This window comes from Hahella sp. NS-SX17 (assembly GCF_057367735.1).
Genome location: NZ_CM170632.1, coordinates 3,655,419 through 3,679,008 on the forward strand (window position 1 = coordinate 3,655,419; position 23,590 = coordinate 3,679,008).

Annotated in this window: 27 protein-coding genes; 14 read left to right on the plus strand and 13 right to left on the minus strand. The window is 52.7% G+C overall.

Features of this window, described 5'->3' with window-relative positions:
* Window positions 1-125: 125 nt before the first annotated feature.
* Window positions 126-986 (minus strand): LysR family transcriptional regulator, encoded by an 861-nt coding sequence (locus AC2IBB_RS16335; RefSeq protein WP_486333896.1) that lies wholly within the window; start codon window positions 984-986, stop codon window positions 126-128.
* Window positions 987-1,117: 131 nt separating this feature from the next.
* Between AC2IBB_RS16335 and AC2IBB_RS16340 the strand changes: the two genes are divergently transcribed.
* Both AC2IBB_RS16340 and AC2IBB_RS16345 read left to right on the plus strand, forming a co-directional pair.
* Window positions 1,118-2,092, plus strand: coding sequence for a quinone oxidoreductase family protein (locus AC2IBB_RS16340; RefSeq protein WP_486333897.1), 975 nt, complete (start codon window positions 1,118-1,120; stop codon window positions 2,090-2,092).
* A gap of 113 nt (window positions 2,093-2,205) precedes the next feature.
* On the plus strand, window positions 2,206-2,769 hold the full coding sequence (locus AC2IBB_RS16345) for a protein tyrosine phosphatase (protein ID WP_486333898.1): 564 nt from the start codon (window positions 2,206-2,208) through the stop codon (window positions 2,767-2,769).
* A gap of 511 nt (window positions 2,770-3,280) precedes the next feature.
* On the opposite strand, the gene AC2IBB_RS16350 is transcribed toward AC2IBB_RS16345, so the two are convergent.
* On the minus strand, window positions 3,281-3,724 hold the full coding sequence (locus AC2IBB_RS16350) for an alpha/beta fold hydrolase (protein ID WP_486333969.1): 444 nt from the start codon (window positions 3,722-3,724) through the stop codon (window positions 3,281-3,283).
* 200 nt (window positions 3,725-3,924) lie between these two features.
* Here AC2IBB_RS16350 and AC2IBB_RS16355 point away from each other — a divergent pair, with 200 nt between their 5' ends.
* Complete coding sequence (locus AC2IBB_RS16355) at window positions 3,925-4,341, plus strand: hypothetical protein (RefSeq protein WP_486333899.1); 417 nt, start codon at window positions 3,925-3,927, stop codon at window positions 4,339-4,341.
* 36 nt (window positions 4,342-4,377) lie between these two features.
* Here the strand turns inward: AC2IBB_RS16355 and AC2IBB_RS16360 are convergent, their stop codons facing one another.
* Complete coding sequence (locus AC2IBB_RS16360; RefSeq protein WP_486333900.1) at window positions 4,378-4,914, minus strand: cysteine hydrolase family protein; 537 nt, start codon at window positions 4,912-4,914, stop codon at window positions 4,378-4,380.
* Between the two features lie 221 nt (window positions 4,915-5,135).
* Here AC2IBB_RS16360 and AC2IBB_RS16365 point away from each other — a divergent pair, with 221 nt between their 5' ends.
* The 5 genes from AC2IBB_RS16365 to AC2IBB_RS16385 all read left to right on the plus strand — a co-directional run bounded on the left by AC2IBB_RS16365 (window position 5,136) and on the right by AC2IBB_RS16385 (window position 8,909).
* Entirely contained in the window at window positions 5,136-5,669 is a 534-nt protein-coding gene (locus AC2IBB_RS16365; protein WP_486333901.1) for a hypothetical protein, read from the plus strand.
* A gap of 364 nt (window positions 5,670-6,033) precedes the next feature.
* Complete coding sequence (locus AC2IBB_RS16370) at window positions 6,034-6,801, plus strand: substrate-binding periplasmic protein (protein ID WP_486333902.1); 768 nt, start codon at window positions 6,034-6,036, stop codon at window positions 6,799-6,801.
* 169 nt (window positions 6,802-6,970) lie between these two features.
* Entirely contained in the window at window positions 6,971-7,462 is a 492-nt protein-coding gene (locus tag AC2IBB_RS16375) for an Hsp20 family protein (protein WP_486333903.1), read from the plus strand.
* Between the two features lie 112 nt (window positions 7,463-7,574).
* The gene (locus tag AC2IBB_RS16380) at window positions 7,575-8,168 is read left to right on the plus strand and encodes an Hsp20/alpha crystallin family protein (RefSeq protein WP_486333904.1); all 594 of its coding nucleotides are present in this window, start codon (window positions 7,575-7,577) and stop codon (window positions 8,166-8,168) included.
* A 135-nt stretch (window positions 8,169-8,303) separates the two neighbouring features.
* Window positions 8,304-8,909 (plus strand): Hsp20/alpha crystallin family protein, encoded by a 606-nt coding sequence (locus AC2IBB_RS16385; protein WP_486333905.1) that lies wholly within the window; start codon window positions 8,304-8,306, stop codon window positions 8,907-8,909.
* A 45-nt stretch (window positions 8,910-8,954) separates the two neighbouring features.
* Here the strand turns inward: AC2IBB_RS16385 and AC2IBB_RS16390 are convergent, their stop codons facing one another.
* Both AC2IBB_RS16390 and AC2IBB_RS16395 read right to left on the minus strand, forming a co-directional pair.
* Complete coding sequence (locus AC2IBB_RS16390; protein WP_486333906.1) at window positions 8,955-9,197, minus strand: hypothetical protein; 243 nt, start codon at window positions 9,195-9,197, stop codon at window positions 8,955-8,957.
* A gap of 239 nt (window positions 9,198-9,436) precedes the next feature.
* Complete coding sequence (locus tag AC2IBB_RS16395) at window positions 9,437-10,543, minus strand: NAD-dependent epimerase/dehydratase family protein (RefSeq protein ID WP_486333907.1); 1,107 nt, start codon at window positions 10,541-10,543, stop codon at window positions 9,437-9,439.
* Between the two features lie 362 nt (window positions 10,544-10,905).
* On the opposite strand from AC2IBB_RS16395, the gene AC2IBB_RS16400 reads away from it, so the two are divergent.
* Window positions 10,906-11,130, plus strand: coding sequence for a ChaB family protein (locus AC2IBB_RS16400; RefSeq protein WP_486333908.1), 225 nt, complete (start codon window positions 10,906-10,908; stop codon window positions 11,128-11,130).
* Between the two features lie 77 nt (window positions 11,131-11,207).
* Here AC2IBB_RS16400 and AC2IBB_RS16405 read toward each other — a convergent pair whose 3' ends face one another.
* On the minus strand, window positions 11,208-12,599 hold the full coding sequence (locus AC2IBB_RS16405; protein WP_486333909.1) for a vitamin K epoxide reductase family protein: 1,392 nt from the start codon (window positions 12,597-12,599) through the stop codon (window positions 11,208-11,210).
* 44 nt (window positions 12,600-12,643) lie between these two features.
* Window positions 12,644-13,285 carry a type 1 glutamine amidotransferase domain-containing protein gene (locus tag AC2IBB_RS16410; RefSeq protein WP_486327852.1) on the minus strand — a complete coding sequence of 214 codons (642 nt, stop codon included), beginning with the start codon at window positions 13,283-13,285 and terminating at the stop codon, window positions 12,644-12,646.
* A 208-nt stretch (window positions 13,286-13,493) separates the two neighbouring features.
* Between AC2IBB_RS16410 and AC2IBB_RS16415 the strand changes: the two genes are divergently transcribed.
* Window positions 13,494-13,784 (plus strand): hypothetical protein, encoded by a 291-nt coding sequence (locus tag AC2IBB_RS16415; protein WP_486327853.1) that lies wholly within the window; start codon window positions 13,494-13,496, stop codon window positions 13,782-13,784.
* Between the two features lie 174 nt (window positions 13,785-13,958).
* Here the strand turns inward: AC2IBB_RS16415 and AC2IBB_RS16420 are convergent, their stop codons facing one another.
* Window positions 13,959-14,882 carry a hypothetical protein gene (locus tag AC2IBB_RS16420; RefSeq protein WP_486327854.1) on the minus strand — a complete coding sequence of 308 codons (924 nt, stop codon included), beginning with the start codon at window positions 14,880-14,882 and terminating at the stop codon, window positions 13,959-13,961.
* Window positions 14,883-14,943: 61 nt separating this feature from the next.
* The gene (locus tag AC2IBB_RS16425) at window positions 14,944-15,183 is read right to left on the minus strand and encodes an OsmC family protein (RefSeq protein WP_486327855.1); all 240 of its coding nucleotides are present in this window, start codon (window positions 15,181-15,183) and stop codon (window positions 14,944-14,946) included.
* A gap of 164 nt (window positions 15,184-15,347) precedes the next feature.
* Here AC2IBB_RS16425 and AC2IBB_RS16430 point away from each other — a divergent pair, with 164 nt between their 5' ends.
* Window positions 15,348-15,623 (plus strand): hypothetical protein, encoded by a 276-nt coding sequence (locus AC2IBB_RS16430; RefSeq protein ID WP_486327856.1) that lies wholly within the window; start codon window positions 15,348-15,350, stop codon window positions 15,621-15,623.
* 66 nt (window positions 15,624-15,689) lie between these two features.
* On the opposite strand, the gene AC2IBB_RS16435 is transcribed toward AC2IBB_RS16430, so the two are convergent.
* Window positions 15,690-17,588 (minus strand): pre-peptidase C-terminal domain-containing protein, encoded by a 1,899-nt coding sequence (locus AC2IBB_RS16435; RefSeq protein ID WP_486327857.1) that lies wholly within the window; start codon window positions 17,586-17,588, stop codon window positions 15,690-15,692.
* Between the two features lie 276 nt (window positions 17,589-17,864).
* A complete protein-coding gene (locus tag AC2IBB_RS16440) occupies window positions 17,865-18,764 on the minus strand; it encodes a LysR family transcriptional regulator (RefSeq protein WP_486327858.1) in 900 nt (299 codons plus the stop codon).
* 88 nt (window positions 18,765-18,852) lie between these two features.
* Here AC2IBB_RS16440 and AC2IBB_RS16445 point away from each other — a divergent pair, with 88 nt between their 5' ends.
* From AC2IBB_RS16445 to AC2IBB_RS16455, 3 genes are all read left to right on the plus strand, one after another.
* Window positions 18,853-19,239 (plus strand): YybH family protein, encoded by a 387-nt coding sequence (locus AC2IBB_RS16445; RefSeq protein WP_486327859.1) that lies wholly within the window; start codon window positions 18,853-18,855, stop codon window positions 19,237-19,239.
* Window positions 19,240-19,307: 68 nt separating this feature from the next.
* Window positions 19,308-20,036 (plus strand): alpha/beta fold hydrolase, encoded by a 729-nt coding sequence (locus tag AC2IBB_RS16450; RefSeq protein ID WP_486327860.1) that lies wholly within the window; start codon window positions 19,308-19,310, stop codon window positions 20,034-20,036.
* Window positions 20,037-20,207: 171 nt separating this feature from the next.
* Window positions 20,208-21,185: a transposase gene (locus tag AC2IBB_RS16455; RefSeq protein WP_486327861.1), complete on the plus strand. Its 978-nt coding sequence runs from the start codon at window positions 20,208-20,210 to the stop codon at window positions 21,183-21,185.
* Between the two features lie 79 nt (window positions 21,186-21,264).
* Here AC2IBB_RS16455 and AC2IBB_RS16460 read toward each other — a convergent pair whose 3' ends face one another.
* Together AC2IBB_RS16460 and AC2IBB_RS16465 are read right to left on the minus strand one after the other, a co-directional pair.
* Window positions 21,265-21,897 carry an HAD-IA family hydrolase gene (locus AC2IBB_RS16460; protein ID WP_486327862.1) on the minus strand — a complete coding sequence of 211 codons (633 nt, stop codon included), beginning with the start codon at window positions 21,895-21,897 and terminating at the stop codon, window positions 21,265-21,267.
* A gap of 296 nt (window positions 21,898-22,193) precedes the next feature.
* Window positions 22,194-23,570, minus strand: a complete 1,377-nt coding sequence (locus AC2IBB_RS16465) for a discoidin domain-containing protein (RefSeq protein WP_486327863.1) — start codon at window positions 23,568-23,570, stop codon at window positions 22,194-22,196.
* Window positions 23,571-23,590: the final 20 nt, after the last annotated feature.

Here is a 23,590-nt window from a genome sequence, read left to right on the forward strand (position 1 = left end):
TCCTTGTGGTGTTTGAGTGAGTAGCTGCGGCATGAAATGACTGCATCAACAACAGCTCAACGTCCTGATAGCGAATATAGAACGGCCGACGGTAAAGATAAAGCCCGGCGACAAGAAGGAGAGCCTTATATGACGCCGGTCTCAAATAAGGCGATCAGGACGTCCGCGACCTTGCGCACCCGCGGCGATCGTCGCAGGTCTGGGTGGATAACCAGCCACAGTTCCCGCACTACAGGGCAGGCTGGGTCTTCAATTTGCTCTAATTGCGGATAAAGCCGTCCCATGAACCCAGGCAGCACTCCAACACCGGCTCCGTTGACGATCGCACTGGCCAGTACGTTCAAGTCATTCGAGCGAAACATAATTGGCGTTTGGCGTGGCAAAGAATCCAACCATTGCTGCTGCGGCGCGGATTGCATGCTGCGTTCATAGCCCACGTATCGCCATGTCTCCTTTGCGTGTTGCGCCAGGTAGTCTTTGCTGGCGTAAAGGTTGTAACCCAACCTGGCCAGAGGGCGCGCCGCCAGATCCTGCTGTTCCGGGCGGCGCATGCGTAGGGCGATATCCGCTTCACGCTCATGCAGGTCTGCGTTCTGCAGGTCGCCCACTAACTCCAACTCAATCTGCGGTAGCTGTTCGCGCAGTTCGTTTAAACGCGGGGCCAATATCAGGCTGGCCAGTAAGGGCGGCGCTGAGACCCGCACCCGACCGGACAGTGCGGACATGCCGTCAGCGATACGGAGCAGCCCTTGCGCTTGCGCCGCTATGCGGCGCGCTGGCTCCAGTAAAATTTGTCCGTCCTCGGTGAGGCGCCAGCGTCGCGGCAGACGATTGAAAAGTTGTATCCCTAACTCGCGCTCCAGCGCTTCCACCCGGCGACTTACCGTACTGTGCTCCACGGATAGTGCGCGCGCTGCCGCGGAAAGGCTGCCCGCATCCGCCAGCGCGAGGAAATAACGAATGTCATCCCAGTTAATCGATTTCATTGTGCAATTATGCACAAAAGCTGATTGTTTTTGGGGAATTATGTGCAGAAGCGGTTGGCGTTAAGGTTAGCAGGACACCCACCCCAGCGATTCATCAGCGCTTGTGGGCCTATTGAACTAAGGAGACAAAAATGAGTACGCCTATTCGTATTGAAATGACCCAGATTGGCGAGCCGTCGGTATTGCAGGCCAAGGAATTTCAGCTCGATCCGCCAGCGCCGGGGGAAGTTCGCATCCGTCACACCATGGTGGGCGTCAATTTCGTGGATATTTATTTCCGCTGCGGCCTCTATCCTGTGGCGGACGAGCCGCGAGTGCTGGGCGTAGAGGCTGTGGGCATCGTCGAGGCGCTGGGGCAGGGCGTTAGCGGCCTGCAAGTCGGGCAGCGCGTGGCCTACGCGGGACTCCCTCTAGGCGGATATTGCAGTCATCGCAATCTCGCGGCGGAGAGGTTATTGTCGGTCCCTGATGCGGTTTCGGATGACGCGGCGGCGTCAGCCTTATTGCGAGGCATGACAGCTCATATGTTGCTGTATCGGGTACGGCCTGTCGCCCCTGGCGACGTCATGCTGGTGCAGGCTGCGGCTGGCGGGCTCGGGCAGGTGCTGGGTCAGTGGGCGAATAAGCTGGGCTTACGTTTGATTGGAACGGTCGGAAGTGCGGAGAAAGCGGTGATTGCGCAAAGCAAAGGCTATGACGACGTGATTCTGTATCGGGAGCAGGATTTTGCGGAAGAGACAAAAGCGCTCACCGGGGGCGTCGGCGTGGATTATGTGATAGATGGCGTTGGCGCCGATACCTTGCTGAAGAGCATGGAGAGCGTCAAGGCCTTTGGAACTGTCGCCTGTATTGGACAGCCTTCCGGCATGCTGGAAAGTCTGCCGATGGATGCGATGGCGCGCGCAATTCAGTTCACCCGCCCCAGCGTGCTATTGCATATGATGGACTTAAAGCATTATCGAGCCAGCGGCCAGGCTGTGATGGAGCAGTTAACCAACGGGATGGCTGTTGAAATCGCCGGTAAGTTTCCTCTGGAAAGCGTCGCAGAGGCGCACACGTTGCTGCAAAGCGGGCAGACGGCGGGGGCGTTGTTGTTGTCAGTCTGAACCTGAACAATCCGCATTCGGTTGGCGACGGCCGGATGCGGAGGCTGTCCAATTACTGTCGCGACTGGTAGGCTCTGGGATCGTACAAGCAAATTGGCCATTAAGGACTTGATATGACAGGACGCGTTTCCACCGGGCTTTTAAGAATTTCATGCCTATATAACGTCGAAGCAGTGGCGAAAGCCTGGCCTGCAACCCACGTAATTTCTTTGCTTGACCCGGATATCAGTGACCATGCCATCCCGGACCTGGCCTCTCATGTCGAGGCGCATCACATCGTAAGCGTCTTTGATCAAGAGCGGGCGGAGGCCACTCAACACTTTGATACGGTGATCAGTGAAACGCTGAAAACAGTGCAGACGATTATTGACGACCCTGATAGTCGTTTGGTCATCCACTGCCATGCAGGAGTCAGTCGCTCCACCGCATTGGGGTATGGCGCTCTGGCGTTGATCCATGGCGCTGGAAAAGAGCGTGAAGCCTTCGCTGAGCTGTTGAGCCTAACCTGCAAACCCTGGCCAAACAGACGTATCGTTGAAGTCATCGACAACACCTTGAATCGGGACGGAGCAATGCTCGCGCCCCTGGACGTCTACCGGAGTGAGAACCCTTATCGCTTGAACAGCTACCGTCGCTTAAACCGGAAGCGGGGGATTGTATCGACAGTTCAGCGTTGAGGGCGGCTTCTCTCAGATAATGGATACGAGCTGGAGAAATTAAAAACGGGGGCTGGGCCGCCCCCAAGAGGTGTTCGTTCAGTCTTCAGCATTTATGCGGAGGTAATTCCAGGTTAGCTTGAACCCCGTCTATCCTGGACTTCCCTTCTAGCAAGATGGCGAAAGACGCCACCTGATTCCGAGGTGTTACTTACACAAAAGGTCTACCGCTAACCCTGCTAATTCTAGAAGTCGGCGATGTTGTGTTTGTAGAATATTTGGTGAAACTTTTGTGGCGTTTTTGCAATAAAAAAGGGTTGGTCATTGTCGGGAGAGTTGTGTGTGGCGCTCACTAATAAGCAGAATTTGCGACAGTCGTAATGACGCCAGGGATTTACTGATCGATGAGTTGGGAGATGACATCGAAGCAGGGCTGCTAAATGGTGCGCAGATAGAGTCTGTAGTCGCTAATCTATTGAATTTGTTAACGGATGAAAAAGACGCTTCTGTGTATGAAAGCGTACTCAATCTTCTAAGTGGCGTATACCCGGCAGGAATATGCGCGCGGGAGATTGAAGCCGAAGAAAGGACCCGATGCGATATTCAGATAGAGCTGAGAGCGGTCTTTGAGAGACGCATTGCGGATATCGTCAAACACTTGCAGCGGCAAACCGATGGGATTGTTATCCGTCTTCAGCATCAGGGGCGTTACTGCGGAGATCAACGCCGCCTTTTTGACTCGCTGCGTTCCGTGTCGACTTATGTAGCGCGCCACTTCGCCGCCGCCTGTGGAGAATCCCACCAGAGTGACATCTTTCAAATCCAGTGTTTCGATCACGGCGGCGAGGTCTGTGTTGGATGCTCGCCAGGGGAATGGCGAAAACATCAGGGGCTTTAGCTTCCTGTTATCATCCACAATACGCACAAAATTCAGCCAATATTGCGCCCCCTGATCGGGGCGTAGTCCGTTTGCGATATTGTGAAAGAGATCGCATCTGTTACTGTTTCGCCACTGAGTTTACTTAGTTAACTCCACTTGAACAGACATAACAAACTGACTCGATTTCGCCTGAAACCAAGCACTTGGAAAGCTGCTCTTGCGTGATGGCGTTGTTGGATTTGAGTCATGGCAGGGAATGCGTTAACCCGGCGAAATACAGATTTTTAGTAGTAGATATGATTAAGAAAACGGCAATATCTCTGGTTGTTATCGTTATTTTGGCGCTCCTTGTTTTTCGAGTGCTGGGGCCCTATTTGCGGCAAATTAAAAGCGATGAAGCCGTCGCCCTTAAGGCCATCCCCGTCACCTACAATTGCGCGAGAGGAAACTGCATTGCTTTTGATGTCGAGTCCGTCAGCGCAGAAAAATATCAGCAGTACGTCAACAAACTGATCTATCCCTACAGCGACTCGGAAGCGCAAGACGAAGTCGCCACACGCATGGCGAATCTGCTTTCAGACAGCCAGATTTCCGTGTGTATGAAAGGCGTGCCGCACCAGTTCCCCATTGATTACCTCCGCCCCTTACACAAAGGCTATGGCGGGTATGAGTTTCAGTTGCTGGAGATAGGGGAAAGCGCTTGTGAGGAGTGAGCGCGACGGCTAAATGGCGCTCACTCAAGGCGTGGTTTATTGGAACGTTACTGCGGATGCTGAAACTACCTCAACTCCCACGTCGAATCCACCCATGTACCGCAGCAATTGATTGTGATGCGCAATGACCTGTTGTGCGGTAAGAACGCCGTTGTCGCAGGTGGAGTGGCCGTCTTTCACCAGGGTAACCTGGTAACCCAAAGGAAGCGCCTGGCGTACGGTGGTGTCAAGGCAAAGTTCGGTCTGCTGGCCACAAACGATCAGGCGCGTCACGCCGTGCTGTTGGAGCAGGGCGTGTAAATCGGTTTGGTGGAAAGAGTTGGGTGTCTTCTTGCGCAAGTGGATATCTTCAGGTGCGGAAGTAAGGTCCGGACTCAAACGCCAGCCTTCCGTTTCATACACTAGCGCTCCCACAGATTCTTCATGCAGCATAAAAATAACCGGCGCCTTGGCCTTTCGCGCCTTTGCGGCAAGGTCATTAATGCGCGCAATCAGGTTGTCGACATCGAACGCGGCTTCTTCGCCTGTGCATAATCCAACTTGCATATCGATAATCAAAAGTGCGGCGCTCATGCCTGTGTCTCCATGTCGGGATTGGCTTGGTTAGGGGGATAATCCGGTATAAGTTATTAATAGTAAACCACTTATTCCAAACAGTCGTCGGAAAAAGTTAAGTCGTCTATGATTAATACAGTAGGCCTTTAGCACTTTTTTAACCAGTTTGTTTGGCTGCTAAGGTCAGCTTAGCGAACTTATCACGTTAGCTTTCTGGGCCAAAACCTAATAGGTGAGGAATGAAAAGCCAGACGCTGCTGGTTGTAGCTGCTGTATATTTCCTTCAAGGGCAAGTAGCTTTATGCGCTGAGAATCTTTCTTATGTAGACGGAAGCAAGCCTTTTATTCTGATAGAAGACGTCAACCGCCAAGCCGACGCGTGGGCGACATGCTCTGCGGCATATGAGGTCTTGGCCATGTTGATAGAGTCATCAGCCCCAGCACGAGCAAGGTCATTAAATGACCTCAGTAATGGAGCAGACGTAGCTGTTATCATGACGCATGTCATAAATGGCCTGAATTCAAACGTGACGCAGGAAGAGTTCAATTCTCTGTGGCGATACTCCAAAGTATTGATGGAAACTCTTCCAGAAGCGAAAAGAAATATGATACTTGCTGACGCAGAGGCTTTAGGAAAGGAAGGGGGAAATATATTCGCCGACAAGATGTCCGCTACCCTCAAGATATGTTCAGAGAATGTCAGTGGCCAGCAGAAGTATATCGACTTATGGCGGGAACTGGCTAAGAGTGGATTGTTCGCTTTCCCTGAGTAAGCTTGAGTCCGCGAATATAATCTATCTGTTTCATCTTCTGTCTTGTTGGTCGGAATGCGCTTAAACGTCATATCACTTAAACCCATCCTGAACGAACCAACACTACACACTTGCAGAAGCCTCAAGGCGCACTTGCTAAGGGCCAATAGTCGCCAGTTAACGTACTTATTAGGTGGGGGCGATAGTCGGTCGTACTAAGGGAGTGACGGTCTTGGGTGGGAGTGCTGAGTGTGGTGGCGCAGGACCTGCGTAGCGACTTGCGCTACCCCGGCGGGCGTCTATGATTGATAAGGGAGCATTCGCTGGAGAGCGCGTTTGGCGTGTATTGATTTGACGGTGATCGTTTGATTATGTGGCGTCGCTCATGATTCGCTGTGTCGTATTCAGTGTCTTTTGTCTTCTGACGCTTTTTGCTGGTCAGTGTTACGCCGCTGATCAGACGCCTCGGCGTCAGCTTGAGCTGATCACGTCTTCTTCCATCGCCCCGTATGTTATCGCCGAAGAAAATCGCGGTCTGGTGGTGGATATTATTCGAGAGGCTTTTTCTGAGCAGGAATATGCAGTTAACTTCATTTATACAACAAATCGCAGGCTTTTTGCGGAGCTGAGAAATCAGCGCGTCGACGGCGCCTTCAATCTGCCTCCGGGAAGCTATTCGGATGGCGGTTACTATCTTTCCGATCCGGTGGTTTACTACCAGAACATTGTGGTGACGCTGCGAGAGCACGCGGATGGGATTATTAAAGTGGAGGATCTGAAGGATAAACGGCTGGTCGTGTTCCAGAACGCGCCCCTTTATCTGCCTCCGGAATACGGCAGAATGGCGGAGCAGAATTCGCAGATCGAAGAAGTTGTGGATCAACGGTCGCAGGTGCAAATGCTGTTTTTGAAGCGCGCTGATGCGATCATTCTTGATAAGCGAATCTTCCATTACTATTTGAATCAACTACAGCTGACCAGCCCGATTTACGAAGCTCCCTTTACCGTTCATCCCTTGTTCAACAGCGCTCCTCGTTACGCTATTTTCAAGTCCGCCGAGCTGCGCGACCTATTCAATCAGCGGCTACAGACGTTGAAGGACAACGGGCGCTATGAGGCCATCGCCGACAATTATCTCAAGCTGGCGGAATAACCTCGTCCAGCGTCTCGCATTCGTCTTCGCCATTGCCTGAAACCTGTCCAAATTGTTATGAAAAACTCCCCCTTGAAAAGCCGGCTTCCGACCATAAATTGGTAAACGCCAGGGATAGCCCCTTGGTCCTTTGACTTTATTTATATTGCTTCAAACCGGAGGATATACAATGAACTCAATCGACTTAACCCCGCTTTATCGCAGCAGCGTCGGCTTTGACCGACTGGCGTCGCTGATCAATCGTGCGCTTACCGGCGAGACCGACGCACCCGCTTATCCGCCCTATAACATTGAAGCTCTGGAGGAGAACCAATACGCCATTACTTTGGCGGTGGCGGGCTTCGCACGGAGTGAGCTTGAAATTATGGTGGAGAAAAACCTGTTAACCGTGCGCGGTCGCAAGGAACAAGACGCTTCCCGTAATTACCTGTATCAGGGAATTCCGGGACGGACATTCGAGCGTACTTTCAATCTGGCGCAGTACGTAGAGGTGCAAGAGGCTTCACTCAGCAATGGCCTGCTGACGATTAGGTTGAAGCAGAACATTCCAGAGGCGATGAAGCCTAAACAGATTGCGATCAACGAGGATGGTCGCCTGCTGGAGCATGCAGGCGAGGCAGGCTCTGAAGATTGCTCTGACGCGGCTAACCAGGCGGCCTGACGTCCAAGCGGCGCCTGACGTTCGCCTGTGTCGGCCACGGGCGGCCATGTGAAAGGCATTTTCAATATTTCTGTTTACCTGTGATGCATAAATCTATGTGGAGGAGCGGAAGATGAAACTGAATAAACTCAACCCCTGGAACTGGTTTAAACACGAAGACGTGCGCCATGCTCAGCGCGAGCAACTGCCGGTTTCCCGTCAGGACGCGGCCGCTGACGTGAACCCGCCGGCTTCAGCGTCCGGCGCGGACTCGCTGCTGCGTTTGCATCAGGAGATGGATCGTTTATTCGATGATGCGTTCAGCGCCTTTGGGATGCCGTCCATGCTTTCCCGGCGCGGGGCGTCGCCCCTTGAGCGGCTCGGCGCCAGTCGGGAGTACCGGCCTTTGATCGACGTGTCCGGCGATGAAAAGCGCTATGAAATCGCCCTGGATGTTCCGGGCTTGTCGGAGTCGGATTTATCCATAGAAGTAAAGGGCGATCAACTGCTGATTCGTGGACAAAAAGAAGAGAAGAGCGAGAGCAAGGACAAGCAGTTCTATCGCATTGAACGTTCTTACGGGGCGTTCCAGCGCACCCTGTCGTTGCCGGACGACGCTAATGCGGAAGACATCCATGCGCAACTCAAGAACGGCGTGCTCAAACTGGAGATTCCACGGCGCGAGCCGGACGCCGGGAAGGTAAAGCGCATCGCTATTCATTCATAGTCTGGCGATTGATTTGTAATCCATACGGAGGCGGGGCTGAGGAGGTCCGCCTCCGCCGACGAGGCCCGGCCTCTCCGCCCGCCGCCATGAAGATCGAGGCGTGAGGGCCTCTGGTTATTGAGGGAGGTTGCTAACATGCAAAGTAAAACCAGAAACACACTGCTCGGCGTTGCTGCTGGCGTGGGCTTAGCGGCGATTGCAAGCCTGGGTTATTACACCTGGGAGCTGAAGCAAAAGGTTACGGCCCTGGAGGCGCAAAATACGCCCAGGGTTAATCTACCCCTGAGCGCCAAGCCTGATCCCTGGCCCAGGAACTGGGACCCCTGGGGGGAAAATTGGGACCCGCGCGGACAATTTGCAGAAATGCAGAAGCGCATGGATGAGATGATGAAGCAAATGCTTCCAGGTCATTCGACTTTCAATATGCAAGGCTTTGGATTGTCATCGCCTGGACCCAGCATAGACGTGGACGAGACAGCCAAGGAATACAAAATAACCCTGAGTGTTCCCGAAGGTGAGAAGGTGGAGCTGAACGCGGATCTGGATGGGGATACATTGAGAATTTCCGGCAAGGTTAGCAGTGAAGGGGAGAGCGGCCCAGGTGGGGGGGCGGGCAAAACGCTGTCCGCCAGCCGGTTTTCTCAATCTATGACGTTATCCGATCCGGTGCTTGAGTCCGGTATGACGATTAACAACAAAGGCAAGGAAATTGTCATCACTATCCCCAAAAATACGGGATGAACTGAAACGGAAGGCGTTGGCGCGCAATCGGAGAACCCAGCGCCTTCACCATCCGCGGGATTTCATACGTTTGAGTTGATATTCCATGGATGACTGATCCATCAAGCGGCTGATCTCTTTCAAGGACAGCTTTTTGTAGCGTCTCTGTTCCTTGGAGACTGGGGTATCGCCTAACATCATCAGCTCTTCTTCGGACCATTTTTCGAGGTCTGTCAGATATTCAGTGCGATAACGCTGAATCGCTTCTTCGGCGAGTTGTCGGGGAGATTTTTGAGACTGCGTATCCATATGCAACACCTAGGCTGAAATGCAAGTATAAGCAAGTCGAATTAAAAGTCATGACGGGATCGATGTCAAGTGTAATTGGCTTGCATTTCAAGGCGAGGCGGCCAAAAGGCGGATAAGTGATACCCTGTATTGAAAGCAAAATTGTATATGGCGCAAGTGTCGGTATGAGTGAAAACCTCGCCGGAGCGGCCGACGAGGGATGGTTTTTTTATCGCGTAATCAAACATTTACCTAATCGATTAAGACGCCTTCAGGGATTCCGGCGGGGTAACGCCATTGGTTTTGTACCAGCCTTTTGGGTCTTTCTTTAAGTTAGCGATTAACTTCTCCAGATCGTCATACAGGGCGTGCCGAGGGCGCCAATCCAGAAGTTCGGAGGCGCGACTGATATTCAATTCATAATGATCGGAAGACATATCCACCATAAACGGCTTGATGAACGGCTTTTCGCCTTTGTCGATGCTGTCTGGAATGATCGGCTCGGCTTTGCCTTCAGCCCAGGCTCCGGCCTTGGCGAGCGATTTGGGAACGGGCAGGGTGCGCCAGTGGTCCTCGCCATGAATCAGCTCGCCGATGCGATCCTGCAGATCGCCATAACTCACGGCGCGCTCTTCGCCAATCAACATGATATTTTCCTTGGGCAGATCGCGGCGACGCTGTAGTGTTTTCAAAAATGCGCTCATCAGGTCCTGACGATGCACATAAGCCTGGCCTGCGTCGGTGTCGCCGGGATACAAATGGCTCTTCAGATCCTTCTCGTAGATGCGCGCGATCTGCTGCGACAAGACCGGCGCAGCCTGTTTGTCATCATACAGGCCAGCGAGACGCAGGATGCTGTAAGGCATGGCGCCGGCATTCTCCTTGATGATGATTTCCGCTTTGGTTTTGTACTCGGGATACACCCAATCCGGGTCCAGCGGCGTTTGCTCAGTGATGGGATCGCCATCGGGCTCGCTGGCGCGATGGACCAGCATGGTGCTGGAGTAGATGAAACGTTCGACGTAGAAGTCCTGTAACGCAGTCATGAGATTGCGTGCGCCGTCCACGTTGACTTGCTCATAAAGCGGGGAGTCTTCGCCCGAGAAATCGAAATACGCCGCCAAGTGAAAGACCGCGGCGATGTGGCGGCCGAAGTCCTCCCGGAAGGCGTCGAAGGTTTTCTTGACGTCATCCCAGGAGGTCAGGTCCAGGATGTAGCTGTGGTCGGCCAGGGGTGTTTCTTCACGGTCCATACCAATGACTTGATACTTTCCCGCCAAGGTAAGAATAAGGCTGGAGCCAATATCGCCGGCGGAACCGGTGACGATGACCAGCGGACGTGCTGAGGTGTTTGTAGTATCCGACATGACTCTTTCCAACTTTCCTTTATTGATGAGTGATGCGATCGCTTCCTGCTTCAGACTGCAGCAGCGCGACGGTTACTGACCGACGACGCGGGCGACCTCCATGTTGATTAACGATACAAGGGCCGTGCCAGCCTGAGGTGGGTGTCTTGATAAATAAACTGGGCGCCTAGAACTAAAGTGGGTGTCCCGGTAAGAGTTGTAACCGAAAGTGGGCTCAAAGGTGGGTGTCCTTACAGGAAGCTGGCGCGGATTTTGATTCTTGTAAGACTACGGACGTCTTGCGTCTTATCCTCGGCGACGCCCGCATTGATATTTCGTCCAGTGCGAAGCTCGCCTGCAAATATTTTCAAGGGGGATGGAGAATGCCTTATGAGCGCCTCAACGAATTGCCCGACAATGTCGCGAATGTGCTGCCAAAGCACGCGCAGGAAATCTATCTGGCCGCGTTCAATCATGCCTGGGAGCAATATAGAGACCCCGAAGACCGCCGCGGTGAAGCCTCTCGGGATGAAACTGCGCGCCGGGTGGCATGGTCTGCCGTTAAACAGAAGTATGTGAAGCGAGACGGTAACTGGCGCCCTAAATAGCGCCAGCCCTGACGCTTTACAGCCGATTCAATAGGCGGGCGCGTTAGCCCGCTTTTTAAAGCCTGCTTCACGTCAGATTAGAATATCCAGCGGTTCCAGTTTCCATAGTGTCTACGAACAGCGCCTCGCGGCAGACTTAACAAAGCCAGCGCCAGGCCTGCGGCCAGACTGGCCAGGGAGGCGCCCAGGCCTGGGGCGTAGGCGAATGGCGTCAGCAACAGACAGATTCCAAGGGGGATCAGAAGAAAACGGACCGGACGCGCTACTTCCGTCAACGCAATCACCCCTACAGTGACGGTCAACGACCCAATCAAGTGGTCCCAGTCCGCCATGGCTCCCTCCGTCCCGAACAGCAGGCGCGTGCACATCAGCCCGATGCCGATGAAAATGCATAACGCCAGATTCCAGGGCAGCCCCACGCCGCCGCCGACAATGTCCTTCATGATCGCGACGGGGCGTTGCTCGAAGCTGGGTTCCGGGGCAACGCGGCCGTCCTTGTCTTCGTCGCCCAGGAAAAACACTTTCCATAGCGAGCGTCCAGCGCGTTTGCGCCGATACAGAAATTGCCCTGTGGCCACTAGTTCGTCCAGTGAATAGGGGATCTGCAATAACATCGCGGCGGCGGCGATCAGACAGAGGGCGCACCAGGTTCCTAACAGGATGGGTTGAATGATGATGAAGGTAATGGACACAATTCCCAAGGGGACGATCATGAATCCAAACAGCGCCACCAGCCAGGGCATAGTCCGCCAGCGCTTATGAGCCCCTATCAGTCCGGACAGGATCTCCAGTGCGTAAGTCACCGCGCCCACGCCAGCGTCGGGAACCGGCCAGGCTTCGGACACATAAGAGGTGATGATTTCCTCGGCGCCGTTTTGGGGATCAGTGCGCGAACCGGCGAAGAATGGGTCCCATACATCGGGAATATGCTGTAACTGATACGCGCATAAATAGGTCGATATCAGCAGGCCGACCATGGCCAGGGCGATGATCGGCAGACGTTGAAACCAACTGGAAGGGTTGAAATCCCAGCCTGGGGGAAGGTTGGTTTCATCAAGTTCGGCTCGCGAGGAAACGCCAGGAGCAGGCGGCAGCGCAATGGCGAAGCCGATCACCAGAATGCCCGTCAGCGTGTCGTTCAAATAGGCGGCTGCATTGGGTGTCCAGAATAGCAGTGGCGCGGACATCAGCCACAGACCCACGATGGCGCATATCCAGCGCGCCCACCTGCAGCGCCAGGACAGGGAAAGCGTGGCGAACACAAGTAACGCAGCGCCGGCGACTACGTCGCTGTATATCATTCCAGGCTCACTGTAGTCCCGCAGCGCCGGAGAGCAGATAAGCCAGAGGGCCAGCGCCATGTTCATGAAGTGGGCCCAGAGGTTGCGGCTATGCAGGGCCCGGTATTGGTCGCGATGGACGACTGAGGGAGAGAATGGCGATGTTGACCGGATAATTTGTTCCTGCATAGCGGACTCCCTGTTAGGTATTCACGGATGAATGCGATCTGCGGCTATAGTGCAGCGATAGCGTCCTTGATGGCGCTCACAAAGGCGTCGAGGTCGCCAGGGTGGCGGGCGGTGATGATATTGCGGTCGCGCACGGTAGCTTCATCCACCCATTCCGCGCCTGCGTTTTTCATGTCGGTGATGATGGACTTGTAAGAGGTGGCGCGAATGCCGCGGACGATTTGCGCCTCGATTAATAGCCAGGGGCCGTGACAGATGGCGGCGATGGGCTTCTCGGCGATGTTGAATTTATGGATCAGGTCTATCACTGTTTTCTCTACTCGGAGTAAGTCAGGGTTGATCTGCCCTCCGGGAAAGACCACCGCGTGGTAATCCTCCACGTCTATGTCTTCTACGTTCTTGTCGACGGGCGCTTCCTCGCCCCAGTCCTTGCCGCTCCATCCTCTGATGCGTCCAGGCTGGATAGATGCGACATGTACTGTGGCGCCCGCGTCGCGCAGGCGATCCCGGGGGACTTCCAGCTCAGATTGCTCGAATCCGTGGGTGGCGATGATGAGAATCTTGGCTTCATTGATATTCATAGTGAATGCTTCCGTTTTCTGAGGTCCGTATTGGCGGCGTAGCTCCAGGTCTTGGCGCTTACGCTGCGATGGGTGTCCTGTTAGGCGCGGCAATTTCCTTGCCATGGCTAAGTCCTTACGGGAAAAGGGGGATGAAGGCGCAGGCGTCAGTTAATCAGGGCTTAGCGTCAGGCACTTTTTCCAAGGAGCTTGTAAAGATTACAATTGGCGTCCCCTGACTTTCCCCTCGGAAGCGCAAAGGCATATACTTGACTCAGGCTGCGGCTGATAGAGCGGAAAAGGCATCTCATAGCGTACCAATGAATGGCGGACCATGAGCAAGGCGATATTGGTTGACGAAGGCTGGCATAATCTTGGCAAGCCAGACTGTTGCCCAGAGCAGGCGACTGCATACATCACTTGCAAGTTGCGACAGCTTGACGAGATAAGGAACGACGAGGATTTGTCCGCTGACGTGCTGAGCAATCTGGCCGACTGTAAAGACCAGTTTTCCCTTCTGATGAGCAGTATTTCCACTGTCGACTATTATCCTCAATACATCTTCACGAATCGTTTGCTTGAATTGATTCAGATAGAAATCGAACAAGTGCGCGAAGATGGATAAAACCGCCCGGAGCGATCTTTGTAGACAGACGCGCGATGGCAAGCAGAATAGAGCTATCGTATATCAGGAAAGCGCTTATAGATGAGCACGCCATCAGGTATCCTCGAAACAGGACTTTTCACACCCCAACGCGGAATCGTCAAAGCAATGTCCAATGAAAAAGAGTCGGCATATTCAGTCGCCAAGAGCTCTACCGCCTTCTTCTACTTCAATGAAGGGATGCAGAGTTTCGGGCAGTTGTTTTTTATACAGAATACGCCCACTCTCAACGACTATCGAAAAGTGAGGCGAGATCAGATAAATGGTCTCGCTAAACTTATCCCATACGAAAATTTGAGTGAAAGGGGTAGGGTCGCCAACTTTTGGATCATTCAGATTAACTGCAAGGTCTTCTAGCCCATTACCCTCTGCGTAAATTAATAGCCATTTTTCATCTGCGTTTTCCCAGGAGTATTGCAGACCCTTTTTTTTCTTTTCCGCAACGATTTGTTGTATTGCTGTTGTAGGATCTGAGGCTTCGCCTGATTGAAGATCAGACGACCACCAGAGTATATCCCGGTCGCCAAGATTTATTCTTACATAGAGCTTATCTACAAGTTTGTGGAATAGAGGGAATCGCCCTGAAGGAAATTCTCGTATTTCCATGCTTTTCTCGCCTTTTTCTTTGCTTGAGGCGGGAATGTTGAGTTCAAGTATTTCTCTGACTTCATTATAAAAATTAGTATTGTTAATACGCTTTATAGAGACTGAAGTCGATTCCTTAAAAAATAGTACGCCATAGACATCCTGAAACCGGCTGTCAGGCTTGTTGAGAATATCTTGGATATTCAGGGCAACCTTTTTCCAGGCGGAGAATGTCTTCTTCTCTGCTGACGATGTGTTTGTTTCACTACGGTCTGAAGTTAGCCTTGTTTCTTCAATAAACAGCCGGACACTAGGGTTGGAAAAGGAAACTCTAATGTCTGGTTTCTCTCCTTTGTGGTCAATTTCCGAATACATCAAACCTAACCTATTGAGAAAAGTTGTAGCTATGATGCGTTCATGTTCTTCCTTGGAATCTGATGCGTACAAAACCTTTGAAGCTAGGCGTTTTTTCATTGTTTAGACGTGTCCCTGAATGACGAATAGTGACGATGCCTACATTGTCGAGCAACTAGCACTAATAGAGGGCGAGCGTGCCCCTGAAATCAAGGTCTCCCTCCGCGCGAATCACCGCATCCTGCAGATCCACTCCGGTCGCTGTGGCGACAGCGCGCAAAGTAACGCCAGCGCAAGCTACTAGGGCTTCAAGCAGCATATCGCCGGAGCACAATGATAAACCGTCGCCCCCTGTCGCAGGATGCAGCCCCGCTTCCGCCATCGCTTTACTGGTTTCCACCTTGCAGGGCTTTGAGTTCATCCGTATTCATAAACGCCTCCGGAGATTCAGAGATGGGGAGCATGAATGTATATTAGTTGAAGCAGTAAAGAATGGAGCTATCTCTTCATCTTTGTCAGAGGCTGTTGATACCTGCGAGGCATGTCTTGAGATGCGATTTAAACTACTGGCGGAAGAAGGATGAAATGACAAAAACAGCCTGTCTTAAATATCACTCCCTGAAAATGCTGATGACGCTGGATCTGAACAAAGCGTTAGAGCTTTTGGCGACTGAATATGGCGACTCTTTTTCATTGCACATTGTTTTGATGACCGATGCCGAGCGAGAGCGTTGCATGGATGTCTCTGAAGATGTAGTCATCATCAAAGAGCGATTCTGGATGTTTGAAAAGGAGGATGACGGAGGCTTGATCCGCAGGGAGGATCTTGAGAAGAGGATTATCAACGAAGGCTGCAAGTAGGACTTGGTTGGCGCTGAACAAAAAAAGCCCCCAGGGCATCATGGGGGCTTCGGATGACGGAAAATGTTATTCCTCCATATGCTCCGTCAAATTCATTGAGGCTCTGGCTCCAGAGCCTGTCTTATACGTAGCCACCAGCTGTATGCCGGAATATGGCTTAAAGGCGTGCAGCATGATGTGGAAGGTGCCTGCGTAAGGATAACGCCAGGAGCACCATTCCATCTGCTTGGTCGAATAAGGACGGCAGTGGTAGTTACTCAGCGTTGGTTGGGACTGGTGCATGACGTGCATGTCCGCGTCGCCGGTTCCGCCGGACATCTCAATGCGCAGGTCGGTCGCACCGGCTGGCACGTTCAGGCGGAAGTATGACTTTTCACCCTGTGCGCCGGAGAGGTTGCGATATACCTGCCCATTGGACATTTCCCGGTTATTGCCTTGATCGTTGTCGTTCTCATAGCCGACCTGCAGAGAGATCCCTGAGTAGTTGGAGAACGCGTGCAGCATGATGTAGTACTTACCGGCCTGGGGCGTGCGGTAATAACAAAGTTCGTCCTGAGTGGTGGTGTAAGGGCGGCAGTTGTAGTTGTTAAAGCCGGGACGACCGTCGCGTTTAACGTACATATCCACGTCGCCGCGTCCGCCGCTGATCTTGAAGTACAGATTGCGAGAGCCTGCCGGGACATCCAGCACGTAGTAATTCAGATCTTCTTTATTGGCGGACATGTTCTGCACCGTCTGGCCGTTGCGCAGCGTGGTTTCAGAATTGTTGTCATCCCCGCCATCGTCGCCGCCGTTGTCGTCATCGCCACCGTCTGTCGGGTCGCCGCCATTGGGTACGCCGGGGTTACTCAAGGAGCGGTTGGCGCAGTAGCGGTAGTTGTCTTTGCTCAGCCAGAAGTAGTTGCAGTCGCCGTCATAGCTCCAACGGCCGGTTTTTACTTTGTAACCGGATAAGGAAACGCCTTCGAGATGGAAGTAGCTGCCGTTGTACTTCAAGCTGAAATGCTGGTGGGGGCCCGTAGAGCTGCCGCCGTCGCAAAGCGCCTGAGACCGGTTGTTGGCGTAGTTCGCCAGTTTCTGGTTTCTGGAAACAGTGGCGCGATTCTGGAACTGAATATTGTCCAGGTGATAGTAAGTGGTGGACCAGCCGCCTTCGTGCAGGACTTCAACAAAACAGGAGGAGTGACGAATCGCAGTGCCTCCCGCTGACGCCGCCGCCCATTTGTTGGAGGTGTTGGAACCCCAGTAACCGCCGTTGTTCAAGTCCAGCGAGGAAAGTGGATAGCTGCCGCTGCCGGTATAGGTATGTGCGCCGCCGAAATACCACTGTTCGCCCACAGGAAAGGGCAGCTGTAACAGGTTATCCGGCGGAACCGCGTTGCGAGTGTACGCGGAAAAACGATTCAGAGCCGGTGCGGCTGAAGGCGTGGCGGATTGGGCGGCTTCTGGGAATAGTCGATGGTAGACCTCTTGGAACTCCTCAATATCGCCTTCGGTGCTGTTGCGCAGCTCATCGGACAAAGACTCCGTAGCGATGCCCTGACCTACAAACGACAGGTTTTGTTGCTCTTGACCTACTGTTCTGTAGTAGTTGGTGGCGAGGCGAGTGGCGATGTCCTGTACTTGAGCATTGAAGCCCGACTCGGAAGAAAGCTCGCCCATAGGCTGCTGCATGGCTGCGAACTGACGCCCGCCATTGCTAAGCAAGCCGCTCTGCATCTCAATCAAAGTTATCAGAACCTTGGGGCTGACAGAGCTGTAACCGGCCCAATGCGTAATGACATCCGCTTGATCCTTCAAGTGCGGCGCATGCTCCTCAAGGTAAGCGGCCACGTCGAAATTCAACATTTCGTCGTAGGAATATATGAACTGGTCGTCGGGAATTGCATCGCTATCGTAGGCCTGTGCGAAAAGCGGCAGTGCGGTTAACGCGCAGGTCAGGATAGACTTGATCATCCTTTTCATGAGGTTTCTCTTTGGGATTGAGTTGTAAGTATTAGAGTTATCTTGCGCAGTCTGTATGAAGGAAGGGTTCTGTGGAATCAGCAAAACGGCAGAAATTCGACTCGTCCGGTCAGTTCTAGGGTTATCCGTAAAGGGCTATCCGCTATACCGTTTAGTTTAAGTGGCGTAAGCGTTATGGGTGAGATTTGAAACTTTGGTTGTGTTTGTCGCGTCGGTAAAAACTAAAAGTGGGTGTCCATACAGAACTCGGCGATGAAAACAATGGAAATAATGGCGTTATCTCAATGACTCCAATTTCCATTTCAGCCGCTCCGTCGCTTGCCTGAGGATGAAAGGGAGCCGCTTGCCGAATGTGTGCAGGGCGTACACGTCCCTGTCTTCCGCCTGCCAGTCTGGCGCCACTCTTTCCAGTTCTCCACGCCCGATGGCGTCTGCGACGAATATGGACGGCGCCAGCAGCAAACCTAAACCGTGCCGGGCGTAATTGATCGCCGCCGGCAACGTATTGACCTGCATTGTTTTACCTGCCTGCAAAGGAATACGCTCATCGTTGTGGTGCAGAAAGGCTTTGTGCTGCCAGGGCAGAAGAATCAGCGTGTGATTTTGCAACTGCTGGGGATCAGGCTTGCCATGGGTGTCTTGATAAGCGGGTGAAGCAACCAGATACGAACGCAGGACACCCAGTTTAAGCGCATGGTAGTCACTGTCTTTTTGGGGGCCGACCGTGATCGCCATGTCCAGTTTGTGCTCCAGCAGATCAAGCTTTTGGTCGGAAAACGTGACGTCAGCGATTAGTTTGGGATATTGCCGACACAAATCCGCGATAACGGACTCCACCAGCAAGGATTCAAAGGCGTGAGGAGCGGTAATTGCGATTCGTCCTTGAGGCTCCTGCTCAAAATCCTGTAACTCTTCCACCGCTAACTGCAGTGTTTCCGCCATTTGCTCGCATCGCAATGCGAATTGGCGCCCGGTGGGCGTCAGATGCAGTCGGCGAGTGCTGCGACTAAGCAGCTTCGCGCCCACTAACGCTTCCAGTTGGCTGATATAGGTGCTGATGGCTGAGCGGGTATGCCCAAGGTTTTCCGCCGCTCCAGTAAAGGAGCCGCATTTCACTACTTCGTTAAACACCAGCATGCGGTACGGAAGCGCCTTTTGTTCATTATTTCTAAACATTGAGTTCTAATTCGGACTAATTATCGCTGAATTGGATTCGAATATTATTCCTCTCGCCCCCAAAACAGCAAGTAGAGAGGAAAGTGAAATGTCTCAAATTGTTATTGAAGAAGTCATGAACGCCAGCCGGGAATGGGTCGCCAGCTTCAACCGTGGCGATGTAGAAGTTTGCCTGTCCGGCTACCTGCCTGACGCGGTCATGCGAGTGGACCCCGTTGGAGAGTTCAAAGGCGCTGGCGCTATCGCCCTTTTCTGGCGCGACTTCGCCAACCTCAACCCTTCGCAACTGGAGTATCTGGACGTAAACGTGAAAGTCATCGACGCCAAACACGCAGTCCTATCCGCCAACTGGCGCATGAATATCGCCAGCGGATTCATCAGCAAGGAGCTTTGGGTGAAGCAGGACAGTGGCGAATGGAAGCTGGCGCAGGACGACTTCAGCGTGTTGAGTTTGAACCCTCAGCAAAGCGCCTGAACTTAGCTGGACACCCACATTAATAACCGGACACCCATTTCAACGTTTGTCATTTAACAGAGGTATCTATGAAAAGCACATACATTCTAGTGCACGCCGCATGGCTGGGCGCTTGGGCGTGGAAGCCGGTGGCGGAGCAACTGACGGCGAAGGGACATACTGTTGTAGCGCCGGATTTGCCTGGGCATGGAGCGGATCAAACGCCAGCTAAGCTCATCCGGCTACAGGATTATGTGGCGAGAGTGCTGGAGGAGGTGGACCGCGCTGAGCAACCCGTTATTCTGGTCGGCCACAGCTTTGCTGGAGTCATAATCAGCCAGGTTGCAGAAGTGCGGCCAGAGAAGGTTAGCGGACTGGTCTATCTGACGGCGTTTCTACTACCGAATGGGGCCTCATTTGGCGACGCAGTGTCTGGAGTTACGGGGTCGTTGGCGGTGGATAACTTCTATTTGTCAGATGATAAGACCGAAGCATATGTGGCTGCCGATAAAGCGCATGCAGCTTTCGCTCAGGATGCGTCCGCGGAAGCTTTTAGTGAGGCCGCCAAATACATGGTGGCGGAGCCTGCTGCGCCGTTGTTTGAAAAGTTGACTGTTACTGATGAGCGGTGTGGTTCCGTTCCGAAGTTCTACATAGAAACAACAGAGGACAATGCGATTCCGCTAGCGGCGCAGAGGCAAATGGCCGCACAAGGAGGCGTTCGACGCACTTATTCACTGGCCACTGGGCATTGCCCGAATCTGACTCAGCCTGTAGAGGTCGCGGCGCATTTGCTGTCCATCGTCGAGGAGTTGTAAAACTTTGAAACTACCTAAAAAACCGTTCGAATAACCGCATATGCATATCAGGACACCCACCCTGTTAGAGTGGGTGTCCATTGAGTTGCGTACCATCGCCAAGCTTGACGGATATGAATTATACTGGTTATATAGCCAGCACTCTGAGTCGTTAATTCAAGGAAGAAAACCATGCCAAAGCCACGGAAAGCGCAGATTTCCATCGAAGCCACGCCTTTTTATCACTGTATTTCCCGTTGTGTGCGTCAGGCCTATTTGTGTGGTCAGGATACAGATGGGCGGGATTATTCACACCGCCGGAAATGGGTGGAGTCGCGAATATTGTTTCTCACTACCGTATTCGCCATAGACGTATGCGCATATGCGGTCATGAGTAATCACTACCATGTCGTGCTGCATGTGAATAAGAAAGAGATTGCGTCTTGGGGCGATAGAGAAGTAGTCCGTCGCTGGAATAAGCTTTTTGCCGGGACTGAGCTGAGTTGGCGTTATTTGCGTGGGGAGCCGATTGACGACGCTGACTTTCGGCTCCTTAAAAAGCAGATTGATATTTGGCGTCAGCGTCTTGCTTGTATCAGTTGGTTTATGCGGAGTCTGAACGAACCCATCGCAAGAATGGCTAACCAAGAAGATGGCTGTACAGGCCGGTTTTGGGAGGGGAGGTTTAAGTCGCAGGCGTTGCTGGATGAAAAGTCATTACTGGCTTGCCTCGCCTATGTGGATTTGAATCCTGTACGGGCTAATGTCGCCAGGACGCCGGAAGACAGCGCATATACGTCCATCCAAAAGCGAATTCTCGCTTTAAAAGGCGAGCAGCCGCATCAGCCGGCTAAACTTATGCCTTTTATCGGCGCTAACCAAAGGAAAGACCTTTCTGGGATTCCTTTTTCTATTGAGGACTATCTGGCGCTGGTGGATTGGACTGGAAGAGCGCCGAGAGACGATAAATCTGGATATATTCATCAAGATACCCCGCCAATTCTTCAGCGCCTGAATTTCGAGCCTCGTCATTGGCTGATCGTCAGTCGACATTTTGAGAGCCGGTTTAGTGGATGGGTAGGAAATTTCTATCGGTTGAAAGCAGTTTGCATGAGGCTGGGGTACAAACGGATTCCAGGGCGTTCTGCCGCCAGACTGCTTCCGGCCTAGGGCGCTCTGTCCCTTGGCGGGGGAACGGTCAATTTATAAAGTGAGCGTGCTAACAGGACACCCACGATAGAGATCCCGGTCAACGGTTGTCGACCAACTTTTCTATAATCTCCAATGGCGTTGCGAAACAGTAATCCGGCTGCTCTTCTTTCAGGCGTGTGAAGGTGTTATAGCCCCAGGCGACGGAACCGCATTTAAGGCCGGCTTTGCGTGCGGCCTCGATGTCTCTCAACTCGTCACCAATGTAAATCGCTTCGTGAGCCTGTATTTTTTCGTTTCTAAGGAGCGCCCGTAATTTATGCGCTTTGCCGGACAAGGACATGCCGCAACTGAAACAGTCGAATACTTCGAGATCATTGTGTTTGAGAAACAGACGGATATTGCTCTCAGAGTTGGATGAGCCGATACCCAGTTTATAGTCATGATCGCTTAACCGTCGCAGCGTCTCTTTAATGTGGGGAAAGGGTTTGACGCTGGTCATTTTGTCCGCGGCGCGCTTTCTGAACTCCTTCGCCAACTGCGGCGTTCGCCAGGCGCTGATGCCCAGAAACTCCATGATTTCGCCGTAGGTTTTATCTCTCAGCGTTTCGCCTTCTTCTTCGGTGACATAGCGAAAGTTGTAGGTTTGTGACATTTCCTGAATGTTCTTGAGAAACCAGGAATAAGTGTCGGCGATGGTCCCATCAAAATCGAAAATAATGTAGGCAACCACGTAAAAATCCTTTTTGTTCTAGTCGGGCGGCGATTGGAGGACAGCACATCAGTTTATTAATCAGGCAGTCAAATAGCTTCCTTCTATGTTGTCTGCAACGAATAAGGCCTGCAGGCCCTTTCTCCCGCGGCCAGCCGCCGCGCAGGCGCATCCATGCGCCTGACTATTGTCATGCCAATATCAATACCGTGTTAATAATATGAGAGTAAAAAGATAGCAGCTATTTAGCGAAGGGAAAGCGCCGAAAAGTAAATCCGGTGGCTGTCCACCGGATTAGAGTCAGAAGGAGAAGGTAATCAGTCGCACACCTGCCACTGCACTGCGCCAGATCCCGTTCCAAAGCGCTGCATGGTGTATTTTTCAATGTCGATAAGATAATCCGTGCTTCCCAGGTTTTGAGTGCAACAGCCATTGCAGTCGGCGTCGGAGCACATGTCGTACACGACAACATCTATTTCATTGCTTCCTTGACGCAGTCGCAGAGTCTTACCGTTCAGCCAGTTGAAGTCTTTGGAGTGAACCGCAGCGATATTATTCGCCTTCACCCAGCTTTCCGGCTGCACGCCGTCAAGGCCTGCGAATTGTCCGGCCCATTTGCAACCGTTGTACTTGATGCACTCATCACTATTCGGGTCTGGGTAAGATTCATAGTGGGTCAGATTGGCTTCGTTCCAATTATTCCCGGCGGAGCAGCTGGCCCCGGCGTCGTCTCCGTTGTCTCCATTATTATTGTCGTCATCGCCCGAGTCGTCTCCATCGTCGCCGCTTTGATACTCATCCCAGAACCAATGGCTGATCACCGGGTCATAGCCAGGGTTGGCGTGGACGGCGATGTACAGTCTTCCCTTGTAACGGACGATGTCTCCTTCCTCATAGTTATGCCCGGATAGCCAATCTGGATAATCATCAGCGCCTCCGTCCGTTGTTTTCGTTTTGGATATGCGTACTGATGAGGCGTCGTTGTCACGACTTAACTCTGTTGCGTCGGAGGTGTAAATATCTCGTACGCCTTTGAAATCATTGTGTTGGAATACTTCCAGCTTGAGGCCGCTGGGAACCCTCGCGGAAGACAAGTCGTCATTTAACGCCCCCCGGGAAATCAGACTGGACAGGTTGTAGTCGCCTACAGGGAGCTCCACAGCGTAGCCATTAAAGTGGGTGTCTTCATAGAGCGTGACGGATGCTTCTCCGCCGCTGTTAGAATCTGCGCCATATACCTCTATCTCCCACAACGAGTACCCATACTCAGTTCCGCGCTCTTTGCCTTTTATGCGGACGTATCTGCCGTAAGCGTTCAGGTCAGTCAGATCGTCAACGTCGCCATCGGCATCGCTAACGGAACCTATGGTTTTCCAAGAAGCAGCGTCGTTGGATATCTGCACGTCATAAGCCTTCGCGTAGGCCGCTTCCCATGAAAGTCTGACGCGGGATATGGATTTCTTTTGACCCAGATCGACATAGATCCAGGCAGAGTCGCCATAGGCGCTGCCCCAGCGAGTCCCAGTATCGCCATCAACGGCCATATATCCGCTGAGAGCGCTTGATTCGACGGAAGAGGCGGTGACAGGACGCATATGCGCCAGATTTTCTTCAGCGAGCGCACAATGGCTGAAAGTCGCGCCTGCAAAGATGGAGAGGGCGAGCATTTGTTTGCGCCGGAGGGATGAAATCATGGGTGTCCTTCCTAATTGCT